General features: G+C 63.7%; 15 protein-coding genes. 6 read left to right on the plus strand and 9 right to left on the minus strand.

Annotated features, from left to right (window positions below; translation table 11 throughout):
• Positions 1-317: 317 nt before the first annotated feature.
• On the minus strand, positions 318-1,793 hold the full coding sequence (gabD, locus tag ACMGGK_RS08045) for an NADP-dependent succinate-semialdehyde dehydrogenase (protein ID WP_176062980.1): 1,476 nt from the start codon (positions 1,791-1,793) through the stop codon (positions 318-320).
• 214 nt (positions 1,794-2,007) lie between these two features.
• On the opposite strand from gabD, the gene ACMGGK_RS08050 reads away from it, so the two are divergent.
• A complete protein-coding gene (locus ACMGGK_RS08050) occupies positions 2,008-2,223 on the plus strand; it encodes a glycogen synthase (RefSeq protein ID WP_004935234.1) in 216 nt (71 codons plus the stop codon).
• A 37-nt stretch (positions 2,224-2,260) separates the two neighbouring features.
• Here ACMGGK_RS08050 and ACMGGK_RS08055 read toward each other — a convergent pair whose 3' ends face one another.
• On the minus strand, positions 2,261-3,175 hold the full coding sequence (locus ACMGGK_RS08055; protein ID WP_049300299.1) for a pyridoxamine 5'-phosphate oxidase family protein: 915 nt from the start codon (positions 3,173-3,175) through the stop codon (positions 2,261-2,263).
• Positions 3,176-3,179: 4 nt separating this feature from the next.
• Positions 3,180-3,797 carry a glutathione S-transferase family protein gene (locus ACMGGK_RS08060; protein WP_143778272.1) on the minus strand — a complete coding sequence of 206 codons (618 nt, stop codon included), beginning with the start codon at positions 3,795-3,797 and terminating at the stop codon, positions 3,180-3,182.
• A gap of 98 nt (positions 3,798-3,895) precedes the next feature.
• Between ACMGGK_RS08060 and ACMGGK_RS08065 the strand changes: the two genes are divergently transcribed.
• The 5 genes from ACMGGK_RS08065 (at position 3,896) to ACMGGK_RS08085 (ending at position 8,789) form a co-directional block, all read left to right on the plus strand.
• Entirely contained in the window at positions 3,896-4,807 is a 912-nt protein-coding gene (locus ACMGGK_RS08065) for a LysR family transcriptional regulator (RefSeq protein WP_115436221.1), read from the plus strand.
• Positions 4,808-4,954: 147 nt separating this feature from the next.
• Complete coding sequence (locus ACMGGK_RS08070) at positions 4,955-5,752, plus strand: alpha/beta hydrolase (protein ID WP_193842885.1); 798 nt, start codon at positions 4,955-4,957, stop codon at positions 5,750-5,752.
• 1 nt (position 5,753) lies between these two features.
• Entirely contained in the window at positions 5,754-6,125 is a 372-nt protein-coding gene (locus ACMGGK_RS08075; protein WP_033639957.1) for a RidA family protein, read from the plus strand.
• 58 nt (positions 6,126-6,183) lie between these two features.
• Positions 6,184-7,371 carry an aromatic amino acid transaminase gene (locus ACMGGK_RS08080; RefSeq protein WP_110147141.1) on the plus strand — a complete coding sequence of 396 codons (1,188 nt, stop codon included), beginning with the start codon at positions 6,184-6,186 and terminating at the stop codon, positions 7,369-7,371.
• Between the two features lie 20 nt (positions 7,372-7,391).
• Positions 7,392-8,789 carry an amino acid permease gene (locus ACMGGK_RS08085; protein WP_049300295.1) on the plus strand — a complete coding sequence of 466 codons (1,398 nt, stop codon included), beginning with the start codon at positions 7,392-7,394 and terminating at the stop codon, positions 8,787-8,789.
• A gap of 39 nt (positions 8,790-8,828) precedes the next feature.
• Here the strand turns inward: ACMGGK_RS08085 and paaY are convergent, their stop codons facing one another.
• The 6 genes from paaY to ACMGGK_RS08115 form a co-directional block, all read right to left on the minus strand.
• Positions 8,829-9,425, minus strand: a complete 597-nt coding sequence (paaY, locus tag ACMGGK_RS08090; RefSeq protein WP_016927186.1) for a phenylacetic acid degradation protein PaaY — start codon at positions 9,423-9,425, stop codon at positions 8,829-8,831.
• A 12-nt stretch (positions 9,426-9,437) separates the two neighbouring features.
• Complete coding sequence (gene paaX / locus ACMGGK_RS08095; protein WP_016927187.1) at positions 9,438-10,376, minus strand: phenylacetic acid degradation operon negative regulatory protein PaaX; 939 nt, start codon at positions 10,374-10,376, stop codon at positions 9,438-9,440.
• 79 nt (positions 10,377-10,455) lie between these two features.
• A complete protein-coding gene (gene paaK / locus ACMGGK_RS08100; protein ID WP_016927188.1) occupies positions 10,456-11,763 on the minus strand; it encodes a phenylacetate--CoA ligase PaaK in 1,308 nt (435 codons plus the stop codon).
• Positions 11,764-11,778: 15 nt separating this feature from the next.
• Entirely contained in the window at positions 11,779-12,984 is a 1,206-nt protein-coding gene (gene pcaF / locus ACMGGK_RS08105; RefSeq protein WP_143778268.1) for a 3-oxoadipyl-CoA thiolase, read from the minus strand.
• Positions 12,981-13,421, minus strand: a complete 441-nt coding sequence (gene paaI / locus ACMGGK_RS08110) for a hydroxyphenylacetyl-CoA thioesterase PaaI (protein WP_079449876.1) — start codon at positions 13,419-13,421, stop codon at positions 12,981-12,983. Before paaI ends, pcaF begins: the two co-directional genes overlap by 4 nt.
• Positions 13,418-14,950, minus strand: a complete 1,533-nt coding sequence (locus ACMGGK_RS08115) for a 3-hydroxyacyl-CoA dehydrogenase (RefSeq protein WP_143778267.1) — start codon at positions 14,948-14,950, stop codon at positions 13,418-13,420. The genes paaI and ACMGGK_RS08115 overlap by 4 nt, the downstream gene beginning before the upstream one ends.
• Between the last annotated feature and the right edge of the window lie 2 nt (positions 14,951-14,952).

Consider the following 14,952-nt stretch of genomic DNA (forward strand, 5'->3'; position numbering starts at 1 on the left):
GCGTATTTCGCCCCATAGTCATGGCGGCAGTCGCGTTTTACAGTCACCACACCGGAGCGGCTCCGCGTCAGGCGGGGCCGGTATCAATCAGCGGGAGAGTGAAGATGCAAACACGCAAGTTGGGGCGCGAAGGACTGGAAGTATCGGCGTTGGGCCTGGGCTGCATGGGGCTGAGCTTTGGTTACGGCCCGGCGATGTAAAAACCGGGCAGATGTACCGAGATGGGCCGCATAGAGACAATCCCTTTTAACCGCAGAAAGATGCCTAAAGGTAGCAAACGCCAGGCAGGGCCCCCGCAGGCGCGGGGGCCCCTCACATCAGGCATCCACGCCGCCAAGGCACAGGTATTTGATCTCGAGATAGTCCTCGATGCCGTATTTTGAGCCTTCGCGGCCCAAACCGGAGTGTTTCATGCCGCCGAACGGCGCCACCTCGGTGGAAATCAGCCCTTCGTTGATGCCGACGATACCGTACTCCAGCGCTTCGGCCACGCGCATCACCCGGCCGATGTCGCGGCTGTAGAAGTAAGCGGCCAGGCCGAACGGCGTGTCGTTGGCCATCTCGACGGCGTCGGTCTCCTGGCTGAAGCGGATCAGGGGCGCCACCGGGCCGAAGGTTTCCTCGCGGAAGATTTTTGCCGTGCGCGGCACGTCGGTCAGGATGGTCGGGGTGAAGAAATTGCCGCCCAGCGCGTCAGGCTTGCCGCCCAGCAGCACCGAGGCGCCGTGCTCGACGGCGTCGGCGATATGCTCGCGCACTTTCTCCACCGCGTCCGGGTTAATCAACGGGCCGATGGTGACGCCGTCATCCAGGCCGTTGCCGACTTTCAGCTTGGCGACGGCGGCTTTCAGTTTGGCGGCGAAGGCGTCGTACACGCCGTCCTGCACCAGAAAACGGTTGGTGCAGACGCAGGTCTGGCCGGCATTGCGGTATTTCGAGGCGACCGCGCCGGCCACGGCGGCGTCCAGATCGGCGTCGTCGAACACGATAAACGGCGCGTTGCCGCCCAGCTCCATGCTGGTTTTCTTGATGGTGGGCGCACACTGGGCCAGCAGCTGCGCGCCGACTTCGGTGCTGCCGGTGAAGGAGAGTTTACGCACGTCCGGGTTGGCGGTGAGCTCGCCGCCGATGCCTTTGCTGGGGCCGGTGATCACGTTGCACACCCCGGCGGGCAGCCCGGCGCGCTCCGCCAGCACGGCGATCGCCAGCGCCGAGAACGGGGTCTGGCTGGCGGGGCGGATCACCCCGGTACAGCCCGCCGCCCAGCCGGGGCCGGCTTTGCGGGTGATCATCGCCGCCGGGAAGTTCCACGGGGTGATGGCGGCGAACACGCCGATCGGCTCTTTCTGCACGATGATGCGGCGGCCCGTCTGGGGCTGCGGAATGGTGTCGCCGTAGACCCGCTTGCCTTCCTCGGCGAACCATTCGATAAAGGAGGCGGCATAGGCGATCTCACCGCGGCTTTCAGCCAGCGGTTTACCCTGTTCCGCCGTCATGATGCGCGCCAGATCTTCCTGATTTTCCATCATCAGCTCAAACAGCCGCCGCAGTTTGCCGGCGCGCTCTTTGGCGGTCAGCGCACGCCAGGCGGGCAGCGCCTTCTTGGCGGCGGCGATGGCGCGCGCGGTTTCTTCGGCGCCGAAGGCCGGCACATGGCCAACCAGCTCGCCGTTGGCGGGGTTATGGATGGCGATCGCGTGGCCTGCTTTGGCCGGCAACCATTGCCCGTCGATGTAATTGGCCTCGCGGAACAGCGTGGGGTCCTTGAGGGTAGCGCAGATGCTGGTGCTCATGAGTCTCTTCCTTCTTTGCTGAGTTCAACAGAGTGGTCTATCCCATACGGCTACCCTTTACCCTAGCAAATTTTGCCGCCGCCGTTTGCCCGCGCGGCAACAAGATGATCGTTTTCTTTATGCGCACCTTCTGTACAAAAAATATCCTCCGCCGGGCCGATACTGAAAGAGCAGGCATATGACCCTTTTCGATGTAATTAAAAGGAGTGTGCGAATGATGAAATCAGTGGACAGACATCTCGCGGCCTACGGCAGCGAAATGGATTTTTTGGCGTCGAGCATCGCTCTGATGGAATGGCAAGGGCGGCAGATTGACGCCGGGCAGGTGGCCGGCAATATGTCGGAGCAGCAAAGCCGCCTGTTCTTTGCGCGGTTGAATTATTTTCGTCAGCTTTATCAGGCCGCATCGGCGGCCGAACACAGCCTGTAATTTCCGATCCAGCCCCGCCGCAGCGGGGCTTTTCATTTCAGCGCTGCCACACCCCGGTCGCCAGCGTCGCCGGCGAATACTCCAGATTGCGCCCCCGCCACGGCAACGCTGCCGTAAAACGCCAGGCGCGACGAACGTCAAACCGCCAATAGCGTTCTGCGCCTTCAACGGCGGGATGCCCCTCCGCTTGCCAGAGGATTTGCGTTTCCCCCTGCAGATGCAGCACGTCGCCGCGTTCAAAATCGATGAACAGCAGCGCCGCCCGCGGTTCGGCCAGCAGATTGCCCAGCGTGTTCATATAGCGGTTGCCGCGAAAGTCCGGCATCCACAGCGTGTCACCTTCCAGGTGGATAAAGCCGGGGCGGCCGCCGCGATGAGAAATATCGACGCCGCCCTGCGTCAGTGCCAGGTGCGCGCAGCTGGCAACGAAGCTGGTATCCGCGGCGCGGATCAGCGCCTGCGCCGCCGCATCCAGCGAGGCTAAATGCTCAACCGGCTGTGGCCGGCTGTCCACCGGGTAGAGTTCGCGGCGCTGAATGTACTGCGGGCAGTTACCGAAGCTTTGTTGAACGACGATCTCCACCCGGTTTTTGTCGGTGCGGCCGACGGTGCCGTTGGCGCGGTTGCGTCGCCGGTTGCTGAAGTCGAGCCCGAGCGCGCCGATCGGTTTGCCGGGCAGCAACAGCGCCTGGGCGGGATCGTCGCTGCGACGCGGCGCGCTGATGCGTAAATGCGTGTCGTCCGGCGCGCGTAAAAATCCGGGCGGGCCGGTGAACAGGGTGGCGATCGGCCAGCCTTGTTCATCCAGCGTGGCGACGAACAGGTAGGGCAGCGCGGCGAAAAACGCGCGGTGCTGATCCGGCATCGCGGGATAGATGCCGCCGCCTACGCCGCTAAACCCGGCCAGCGTCTGCGCGCGCAGCTCGTCGGGATGGAACAGTTGCGGGATCATGGCGTCAGCTCCCCGCCGGCGCCGGCAGGGCCGGCATGGCGAAGAAACCGGGAAGCGCCGCGATGCGCGCCGTCCAGCGGCGTATCGCAGGGTAAGGCGCCAGCGAAATGCCGCCTTCGGCCGCGACCGCCACGTAGCTGTGGCAGGCCAGATCGGCGATGGTCGGGTGTTCGGTTGCCAGGTAGTCGCGCTCGCTCAGGTGCTGTTCCATCTGCGGCAGGAAACGATCGCTGATCGCCCGCGCCGCCTGATAATCCTCCGGCACGGCGAATTGGGCGATCAGTCGGCAAGAGGCCGGGCCGTAGCGAACTTCACCGGCGGCTTTGGAAAGCCAGGCTTGCACTCGCGCCGCCGCGGCCGGCTGTTCCGGCAGCCAGTGGCTGTCCGGCGCATAGCGTTTCACCAGATAGACCAGAATGGCGTTGCTGTCGGCCAGCGTCAGATCGCCGTCCTGCAAGACCGGGATCTGGCCTAACGGGTTGAGCCGGCGAAAGGCTGCGCTCTGCCGCACCTCCGCCGAGGCTTCGACCCATTCATAGGGCAGCGCCAGCATGCGCAGCAGCAACGCTACGCGGTGAACGTGGCCGGAAAGCGGGGTGCCGTAGAGAGTGATGGCGGACATGGCGTTTCTCCTCAGTGCTTTTTGTCAGCATACTCTTGCGCTGAGTGAGCGGAATACGGCAATGTGGAAATTGATAATTTCACTTTTCGGAATAATCTATGGATCGGCTAGACGAGTTGGCCATCTTCGTGGCGGTGGTGCAGCAGGGCAGCCTGGCGGCGGCCGGGCGCAAACTGCGGCGTTCGGCGCCGGCGATCACCCGGGCGATCGCCGCACTGGAACAGCGTTTTGGCACCCGGCTGGTGGAGCGCACCACCCGACGGCTGGCCCCCACCGAAGCGGGTATGCGGCTGTTGGAACGCGCGCAACAGCTGCTGCAGGATTATCAGGCGGTGGTGCAGGATACCGCAGAAGCGCAGCTGAGCGGCTTGCTGCGCGTTACCTCGCCGGTGCAGTTCGGCCGCCGGTACGTGGCGCCGGTGGTGATGGCATTTCTCGATGACTACCCGCAGATGCAGATCGAAATGGTGTTGAACGATCGCAATCTCGATCTGATTGACGAAGGGTTGGATATCGCGGTGCGCATCGGTCATCTGCAGGACTCTTCCCGCGTGGCGCGGCGGCTGGGGCAGGTCAGCCGGATGACGGTCGCCAGCCCGGATTACCTGGCGCGCTGCGGCGAGCCGCGATCGCCGGCGCAGCTGGCGGAGCACGCCACCATCGTCGGCACCCAGCGGCCGTCGCTGCGCGAATGGCGCTTCGGCCCGCAGGAAAACGGCGAACGGGTGCGATTGGCTCCCCGACTGTTGCTCAACGACGTGGAAGCGCAACTGCTGGCGGTGCGCGCCGGCAAGGGCATCGCCCGGTTGCTCTCTTATCAGGTAGCGGACGATTTGGCCGCCGGTACGCTGGTGCGGCTGTTGACGGATCATGAGCCGTTGCCAATGCCGGTACAGCTGGTGGCGCAGCAGGCGCAACGCATGCCGCTGAAGGTGCGCGCCTTTTGGGATTATGCATTTGAACGGCTCAGCGCCTTGCCGCAAATTCAGCCGGACGGGCGGGGGAAATAAACGCAAAAAGTTTCATGGGTTAAACTTTTTCATTATTCTGCAGGTTTTATTTTACCGGGCGCGCATTGCTGGTGCGCCCGTCTTGACAATAATTTTGGCGGTGCTAATAGTTAATTTACATCTTAAATAATAAACGAAGTTTAATATATGAAACCACTTGCGGGGAGTTATGACAACGGCGCCACGGTGGATAATGAAGCGGCTATTTTGACTTCATTTCAAACTCGCAGCGCGGCTGTTTATAAACAGACGCGCCATGAAAATAATATTGCTTATGGCAACGGCGAACGCGAAACATTTGATTGGCTCTATTCTGCAAAGCAGCACCAGGGGACGTTAATTTTTATTCACGGCGGCTATTGGCAATTCTGCGATAAGGCGGATTTTGCCTTTATCGCCGCCGAACCGTTGGCGTTGGGTTTTGACGTGGTGCTGGTGGAATATGCGCTCGCGCCGGCGGTGGATCTTGACGAAATATGCCGACAGATCGGGGTGGCGTTGAATGCCATTCAGCGCCGCCTGCCGCCGCACTATGCCCATCCGGTTTATCTGTGCGGCCATTCTGCTGGCGGGCATCTGGCGGCTTTCTGGCAGCAGCATGCGTTGGTGGATGCTGTCTTTCCCATCAGCGGCCTGTTCGAGCTGGCGCCGCTGCAACAAAGCTATGTCAATCGGGCGCTGCAGCTGAGCGCGCGGCAAATTGAAACGCTCAGCCCGGCGCGCCGCCTGCCGACGAGCGGCAAGCCGCTTACGCTGTATTACGGCGCATTGGAGCTGCCGGAACTGAGAGGTCAGTCGCAACACTATCATGCGGCGCTGCGCCAACGCGGGCTGCCGGCCGACCTGGTCGCGGTGCCCGGCGCCAATCATTTTACCATTCTGGATGCGTTGTTCGCCGCCGATGGCGCGCTGCTTCGCCAACTTAACCACCACGGGAACCACTGACATGCGCGAGATCGTAGAAACCGGGCTGCCGGAGATCGGCCAGCCTTTTTCCTGGGCCACCCGGGGCGGCGGCATGCTGTTTACCGCTCACGGCCCGGTGCGGGCGGACGGCAGCATCGACACCGGCGCACCGGAGCGACAGATTACGTTGACCTTCGATAATCTGGCGCAGACGCTGAAGGCGGCGGGCAGCCACAGCGATAAGGTTCTGCAGGTGATCGTGTATCTCACCGACGTCAATGACGTTAAATTACTCGATGATATTTACCGGAAATACTTTAATTATCCTTATCCCAATCGCTCCACGGTCATTGTCGAAAAATTGGTGGTGCCGGGAATGAAAATAGAAATTACCGTCAGCGCCATCGCCTGATTTAATTTCTTCTTAAGTCAGTCTTAATATTAATTCAATGACGAGTTAAGGATGAGTCATGTTTAAACAGATTACACCTTCCGCCGCCGACCCTATTATGTCGCTCATGGAGGCCTATTTGCAGGATCCCAATCCGAAAAAAGTGAATTTAGGCATTGGGCTGTATTACGACCGACAGGGGAATATTCCGCTGATGCAGGCGGTTGAGGCCGCCGAGCAGCGGTTGCTGGCGCTGCGTCGCCCGCACGGTTATCCTCCGATCGAAGGTTCGCCGCAGTTCGCTCGCCAGGTGCAGACGCTGCTGTTCGGTGAGCAACAGGCGGCCGAGATCGCCACGGTGCAGACCGTCGGCGGCTCCGGCGCGTTGAAGCTGGCGGCGGATTTTTTGCGCCACTTTCTGGCGCGCGGTGAAATTTGGGTGTCCGATCCCACCTGGGCCAATCACTGGGCGATTTTCGAAGGCGCCGGGCTGCGGGTGAATACCTATCCCTACTTTGATGAAGCGGCGGGCGGCCTGCGTTTCGCCGCTATGCTCGACGCGTTGGACAGTCTGCCGCCCGGCAGCGTAGTCCTGCTGCATCCTTGCTGCCATAACCCGACCGGCACCGATCTGACGGCGGAGCAGTGGCGCGCCACGCTCGCCGTGCTGCAGCGGCGTAACCTGCTGCCGCTGTTCGACATCGCCTATCAGGGCTTCGGCGACGGGCTGGAGGAGGACTGCTTTGCGTTGCGCGAAGCGCTGAAAACCGATCTGCCATTTTTGGTCTGCAACTCGTTTTCCAAAAACGTCGCGCTGTACGGCCAGCGTCTGGGCGCGCTGTCGGTGCGCTGCGCCGATGCGGAAAACGCTGTCAACGTCAAAGGGGCGTTAAAAACGCTGATCCGCCGCAGCTATTCCTGCCCGCCGACGCACGGCAGCCAGATCGTGGAAACCCTGCTTGGCGATGCCGAACTCGGCGAGCTTTGGCGCGATGAGCTGGCGGAAATGCGCGTGCGCATCAAGCAAATGCGTGAACAGCTGGCCGCCGGCCTGGCGCAGGGCGGTTCTTCGCTGGATCATCGGCGCATACGCGATCAGCGCGGCATGTTCAGCTATACCGGCCTGAATGAAGCGCAGCTGCAGACTCTGCGACAGCGCTACGCCATCTATCTGGTCTCACCCGGCCGCATGTGCTTGCCGGGGCTCAATCCCGGCAACATTGACTACGTGACCGCCGCCATTCTCGACGTCACCCGTACCGCCTAACTCCGCCCGGGAGCACAGCCATGCCACAGATGAATGATTTTGAGCATATCGCCCGCCGTCAGGGCGGGTTGAACAAGCATCTTACCGCCGGACAGATGTCGATGCTGGCGATCGGCGGCGCCATCGGCACCGGGCTGTTTCTTGGCAGCGCCTACGCCATTCAGATGGCGGGGCCGTCGGTATTGCTGAGCTACCTGATCGGTGGCGTCATTGCGCTGCTGCTGATGGGCAGCCTGGCGGAAATGACCTCCGAACACCCGACGCCCGGCTCGTTCGGCGACTATGCCGAATTCTATCTCGGCCCGCTGTTCGGTTTTCTGGTGCGTTATTCTTACTGGTCTTGCGTGGTGCTGGCGGTGGGCACCGAAGTCACCGCCATCGGCATGTACATGCAGTTCTGGTTCCCGGCGACGCCGACCTGGCCGTGGGTGCTGCTGTTCTCGGCGGCGGTGATCGTTGTTAACGTGATCGGCGTGAAATCGTTCGGCCAGGTGGAATACGCGCTGTCCACCGTCAAAGTGACGGCGATCGTGGCGTTTATTCTGATCGGCATCGGCATTCTGGCGTTCTCGGGCAACCCGGCCTATGGCCTGCGCAACCTGACCGCCGGCGGCTTTATGCCGTTTGGCGTCAAGGGCATGTGGTTCGCGGTGATCGTGTCCATCTTCAGCTACCTGAGCATTGAAATGATCGCGGTGGCCGCCGGCGAGGCGAAGAATCCGGTGATTGCGGTGAAGGCGGCGTTCAAGGGCACCATCGTGCGGCTGTTCATCTTCTACATGCTGTCGATCGCCCTGATGCTGGCCATCGTGCCCTGGCGCCAGTCCGGCACCGGCGAAAGCCCGTTCCTGATGGCGATGAACGTGATCCATCTGCCCGCCGCCGCCGGTATTTTCAACTTTATCGTGCTGGTGGCGGCGCTGTCGGCAATGAACAGCCAGCTGTATATCACCACCCGCATGATGTTCTCGCTGTCGCGCGCCGGGCAGGCGCCGGCGGCGTTGGGGCGCGTCAGCCGGCGCGGTATTCCGGTCAATGCACTGGCGATGTCGTGCATCGGTATCGTGGTGTCTATCGTGCTGAGCCTGGTGGCGCCGAAAACCTCGTTCGCCGCCATGATGTCTATCTCGGTGTATGGCGCCTGCTTTACCTGGCTGATGATTTTCGTCACCCACCTGTTCTTCCGCCGCCGGCATCGGCAGACCCACCTGAAATTTCGCATGTGGGGCTTTCCTTATACCACCTTGCTCGGCGCCGGGCTGATGGCGGCGTTGATGATCTCGACCGCGTTTACCGAATTTTTCCGCATGACGTTGTGGTTCGGTATTCCGTTCACCCTGTTGCTGGTGGTGGCTTATCACTTCCAGAGCCGCCGCGCGGCTGTGCCGTCGCCGCTCAAGGCGCCGGAAGTGAAGTAATGCGGGGGAGGGGCTGAGGCGCGCCTTCAGCCCTTGCGACTACAGCTGGCTTTTCGGGATCAGGTGGTCGCCGAAACTCAGGCGTTGGCGGCCCGGTTCGATTTCGGCCAGCGGCGCCACTTCGTGCAGCGAGGATTTGCAGCGCTGCACCAGATCCTGATACTCGCGGGTGCCGGCGATCTTCCAGGCCAGCTCCTGTTCGGTCAGATCGCGCAGCACGCGCGCCGGGCTGCCGACCACCAGCTTGTTGGCTTCGATCACCGCCGCGGCTTTGACGAACGCCATCGCGCCGACGATGGTGTTCTCGCCGATCTCCGCACCGTCCATCACCACCGCGTTCATGCCCACCATCGCGTTGCGGCGAATGCGGCAGCCATGCAGGATGGCGCCGTGGCCGATATGGCCGTCTTCTTCCACCACCGTGTCCTGCTGCGGGAAGCCGTGCATCACGCAGTTGTCCTGAATGTTGGCGCCGTCGCAGATCACCAGGCGGCCAAAATCGCCGCGCAGGCTGGCGTTCGGGCCGATATACACGTGCTTGCCGACGATCACGTCGCCGATCAGCACCGCGGTCGGGTGCACGTAACTGCTGGGGTCAACGACCGGCGTCAGGCCGTCAATCTGATACACAGGCATAGCGTGAGTTCCTTAATATGTAGGGTCGCGCGGCAGGCCGCCGAAGCGCCGATAGTAGCCGGCGGCCGGCGCGGGCAGGGCGCCGATGGTGGTCTCCGCCAGCGCGCTGACGTACTCCGTCGCGGCGCGATCGACCTGCTGATAGAGATTGATGCACAGATTGCGGGCGATCTGGCCCTCCCATTGGGCGGGCAGCAGCGCGTCCGGCAGCAACGGATCTTTCAACACCACGCGACGGAAGAAGTGAATCAATAATAGCTTAATCTGGAAGCAGCGCAGCGGCGTCAGCGCCGCCGGGTCGACTTCGCGCAGCAGCGCCATCAGCGGCCGGAAGGAGACGATAAACTCGTGATAGCCGGCCGCCACGTCGCTGAGCGACCAACAGTCGGCCACCAGTTTCTGCAGGGTTTGCTCGGAGCGGTTATAGGGGTAATCGGCGCGAAAGTAGATCACCTGCTCGCTGGCGTTCAGTTCGCCGAGCAGCGCCGTCACGTCGGTCTGCGCATGGGTGGGGGCGGCCATCAGGTTGTTGGCGATCTGCCCGAACCCGAGCCAGCCCAGCTCTTTTTTCAGCCGCGCGCGCGCGTTTTTTTCGGCGCATTCCAGCAGCAACAGCTCCCACTTGCCGTCCCAAGCGGGCTGCTCGCGCAGATAGATCTTCGATTCGGCGTGGCGGAACTGGCGCATTCCCTGCTCGGTCACGCGGTAGAAGCTGCGGCGGCCGATTTTCTCCACCGCCAGCCAACCTTCTTTTTGCAGGCGGAACACCGAGGTGCGCACGAAACGATCGCCGAAACCGAAGGCCTCCAGCAGCGCGCTCAGGCTGCCGAGCCACACTTCGCCGCCGCGGTGGCTGAGCGCGTCGCCGTACAGCGAAATGATCAGCGAGGTGCCGCTGATCGGCTGCGCGTCGACGGCATGGCGAATGAACTCATCCAGTTTATGTTCCATATTTTTCCATGGGTTAGCCTTCGATGAGCCACAACATTACGCCTAATTTGGGGCGGCGTCATCCGTGACGCCGCGCGCCTCAGCGCGGCCGCAGATCGACCACGCGCTGCGCCTTGCCTTCCGAGCGAGGAATATCGCCGCAGTTGGCGATGCTGACGTCGGTGCTGACGCCCACGATCGATTTAATGTGATGGCGCAGCTGGTGGCAGATATCGCAACGCTGTTGATGGCTGAGGCTGAGCGCCGATTCTTTCAGTTCGACGCGCACCGCCAGCGTGTCCAGATGCCCGCTGCGGCTGACCTGCAGCTGATAGTGCGGCGACAGCTGCTCGAACTGCATGATCTGTTCTTCCACCTGCGACGGGAAGACGTTGACGCCGCGAATGATCAGCATGTCGTCGGAGCGGCCGGTGATCTTGCCCATGCGGCGCATCTGGCGCGCGTCGCCCGGCAGCAGCCGGGTGAGATCGCGGGTGCGGTAGCGGATCACCGGCAGCGCCTCTTTGGTCAGGGTGGTGAACACCAGTTCGCCGTGTTCGCCGTCCGGCAGGGCGATGCCGGTCTCCGGACAGATGATCTCCGGCAGGAAGTGGTCTTCCCAGATGGTGGGGCCGCCGCCGCTTTCCAGACACTCCATCGCCACGCCCGGCCCCATCACTTCCGACAGGCCGTAAATATCCAGCGCCTTGATGCCCATGCGGGTTTCGATTTCGTGGCGCAGGGCTTCGGTCCAGGGTTCGGCGCCGAACACGCCGAGCCGCAGCGAGCAGCCGCGTGCGTCGCCGCCCATTTTGCGTTCCAGTTCGTCGATCAGCGTCAGGCAATAGGACGGCGTCACCATGATGATGTCGGGTTTGAAGTCGAGGATCAGCTGCGCCTGGCGTTCCGTCTGGCCGCCGGACATCGGGATCACCGTCGCGCCGAGCCGCTCCGCGCCGTAGTGCGCGCCCAGGCCGCCGGTGAACAGGCCGTAGCCGTAGGCGACGTGCACCTTGTCTTTGGCGGTGGCGCCGCCGGCGCGCAGGCAGCGGGCGACGATATCGGCCCAATTATCGATGTCGCGCTGGGTGTAACCGACCACCGTCGGGCGGCCGGTGGTACCCGAGGAGGCGTGGATGCGCACCACCTGCTCCATCGGCACTGCGAAGGTGTCGAACGGGTAGTTGTCGCGCAGATCCTGCTTGGTGGTGTAGGGGAAGCGCGCCAGATCGCTTAGCTGTTTGAGATCGTCGGGGTGTACGCCGGCCTGGTCGAATTTGCGTTTGTACATCGGCACATTGTCGTAGGCGTGGTGCAGCGTCCACTTCAGACGCGCCAACTGCAACGCTTCAATCTCATCGCGCGAGGCGAATTCGATCGTTTCGAGGGGCTGTGGATTTATTGTCATGGTTAGCCTCAGGGGTCAGACACGCTCAATGATCATGGCGATGCCTTGGCCGACGCCGATGCACATGGTGCAAAGCGCATAGCGGCCGGCTCGCCGTTCCAGTTCAAACAGGGCGGCCAGCGCCAGGCGCGCGCCGCTCATGCCCAGCGGGTGCCCCAGAGCGATCGCGCCGCCGTTGGGGTTAACCTGCGGGGCATCGTCCGGCAGGCCAAGCTGGCGCATCACCGCCAACGCCTGGGCGGCGAACGCTTCGTTCAGTTCGATGACGTCCATCTGCGCCAGGCTCAGCCCGGCGATCTCCAGCACCTTGCGGGTGGCCGGCAGCGGGCCGATGCCCATCAGGCGCGGCTCCACGCCGCAGGTGGCGGTGGCAAGGATGCGTGCGCGCGGCGTCAGGCCCTGGCGCGCCGCCATCGCTTCGGAGGCGACGATCAGCGCCGCCGCGCCGTCGTTCAGGCCCGAGGCGTTGCCGGCGGTGACGCTGCCGGGCTGACGGAACGGGGTTTTCAGCGCCTGCAGCTGCTCGAAGGTGGTGTCGGCGCGCGGGTGTTCATCCTGGCTGAACAGGGTGACCGCGCCTTTTTTACCGGTGAGGCTGACCGGGGCTATCTCCTGCGCCAGGTGGCCCAGCGCCTGCGCCCGGGCGGCGCGCTGCTGGCTGCGCAGCGCAAAGGCGTCCTGATCGGCGCGGCTGATATTGAACTGCGCCGCGACGTTTTCGGCGGTCTCCGGCATCGAATCGGTGCCGAACTCGGCCTGCATCCGCGGATTGACGAAGCGCCAGCCGAGGGTGGTGTCGTACAGCTGCGCCTGGCGGCTGAAGGCGCTGTCGGCTTTGCCCATCACCAGCGGCGCGCGGGTCATCGATTCCGCGCCGCCGGCCAGCAGCAGCCCGGCGTCGCCGGCCCTGATGCTGCGCGCCGCCATCGCCAGCGCATCCAGGCCCGAACCGCACAGGCGGTTCACCGTAGTGCCGGAAACGCCGACCGGCAATCCGGCCAGCAGCAGCGCCATGCGCGCCAGATTGCGGTTGTCTTCCCCGGCCTGGTTGGCGCAGCCGAGGATCACATCGTCCAACTGCGCCCAATCCACCTGCGGATGGCGCTCCAGCAGCACGCGCAGCGGCAGGGCGGCGAGGTCGTCGGCGCGCACCTGGGCCAGCGCGCCGCCATAGCGGCCGATCGGGGTGCGCACGCCGTCGCAGATAAATGCCTGATTCATGCCCGATCTCCTAAAATGCTGTGACCGAGGCGGTGCGCGCGGCCACGGAACCAGGCGACGGTTTTGCCCAGTTGGTTAACGATCTCGACGTCGTACAGCCCGGTGGCTTTGCCCTGGTGGCGCACCGCCGCGCTGGCGGTGAGGCGATCGCCGGCCAGCGCCGGGCGGACGAAGTCGATGCTGCAGCCGGAGGCCACCGCCGCCAACCCCTGGCTGTTGCAGGCGTAGGCGAAGGCGGTGTCCGCCAGGCTGAACAGCTGGCCGCCGTGGCAGGTCTGGTGGCCATTGAGCATCTGCGGGCCGACGGTCATGCTGACCTGAGCGTACCCGGCGTCGACGGCGTCGATATGCATCCCCATCGCCTGAGCGCAGGTATCTTGCTGGAACATCTGTTCGGCGCAGCGCTGAGCCAGCGCGCGCGGCGTATTGGCGTTCATCGTTCGGCTCCTGAGAAAGAGGCGGGGGAAGCGAAGCGGCGCAGCAGCGGCATCGGGCGATAGCGCGCTTCGCCGTAATAGCGTTGCAGGTTTTCCAGCGTCGTCAGAATGTGGCGCCAGCCGAGTGCGGCGCCCCAGGCCAGCGGGCCGCGCGGATAGTTGACGCCGCGCAGCATCGCCAGATCGGTATCTTCGGCGCCGGCGACGCCTTTGTTCACCACGTCGAGCGCTTCGTTGGCCAGCATGGCCAGAGTGCGCATCGTCAGCAGGCCGGGATAATCCGGCAGTTGAATGACCTGCTTGCCGAGGGACTGCAGCAGGCGAATCGCGTTGGCATTGTGTTGCGCGCCGTTTTGCGCCGCGCAGCTGATGGCGATGGCGGAGGCATGCGCATAGTCGGCACAGAGATCGAACAGCACCACGGGCGTTCCACGTTCGTCGGCCAGTTGGCCGGCGGTTTTACCATTGGTTAACATCAGTGTAACGTCATCGATCGTGAGGTACGGGCTGGTCTGGCCAGGTTGTTTGATCGCCCCCGCATTTTCGATCAACAGTTCCGCCAAATCGGCCAGCGAAGACCAGTCGCCGTGCAGCGTGACGCGTTGCGGCGGCGCGGCCTGCGCCGGCGGCGCAAAGGCGATCATCTCTGCGGCGGGGCGTTGCGCGTCGTAGCGGTAGAAGCCGCGGCCGGATTTGCGGCCGAGATGTCCGGCGGCCACCAGCTCCTGCTGCACCAGTGAGGGGGTGAAGCGCGGATCCTGGTAGAAGGCCTGATACACCGAGTCGGTCACGGCGTAATTGACGTCCTGGCCGATCAGATCGGTCAACTGCAGCGGGCCCATGGCGAAGCCGCCGGCGTCGCGCATGACTGCATCCAGGGTGGCCGCGTCGGCCACCCGTTCTTCCAGCGCGCGCAGGGTTTCGGCGTAGAATGGCCGCGCCACGCGGTTGACGATGAATCCCGGCGTCGAGCGGCACACGACGCTCTGCTTACCCCAGCGCTGCGCCAGGGCCTGCAGCGCGGCGAGGGTCTCGGCCCCGGTTTCCAGACCGCTGACGATCTCCACCAGCTTCATCAGCGGCGCCGGGTTGAAGAAGTGCAGCCCGGCCATGCGCGCCGGGTGTTGCAAGGCGCCGGCGATGGCGGTGATTGACAGCGAGGAGGTATTGCTGGCGAACAGCGCCGTGGGCGAGCAGACCGCTTCCAGATCGCGGAACAGGCTCTGCTTGATCGCCAGATTTTCCGCCACCGCTTCAATCACCAGCGCGCAGTCGGCCAGTTGCTCGAGCGAGTCGGCGCGTTCGAGGCGCGCCAGCAGCGCCTCGGTGGCGTTTGCGTCGGCCTTGCCGCCGTCGACCCGCTGCCGCAGGCGGCGAGCGAGTTCGTCGATCGCGCGCTGGGCGGCGGCGGGCGCGATATCGAACAGCCGTACCGGGTGGCCGGCGGCGGCGGCCACCTGGGCGATGCCGATGCCCATGGTGCCGGCGCCGATCACCGCCACCTGGCCATTAAGAAGGGGCGCGTTCATGG

The organism is Serratia sp. BNK-33-b, from assembly GCF_048684565.1.
GTDB classification, from domain to species: domain Bacteria; phylum Pseudomonadota; class Gammaproteobacteria; order Enterobacterales; family Enterobacteriaceae; genus Serratia; species Serratia marcescens.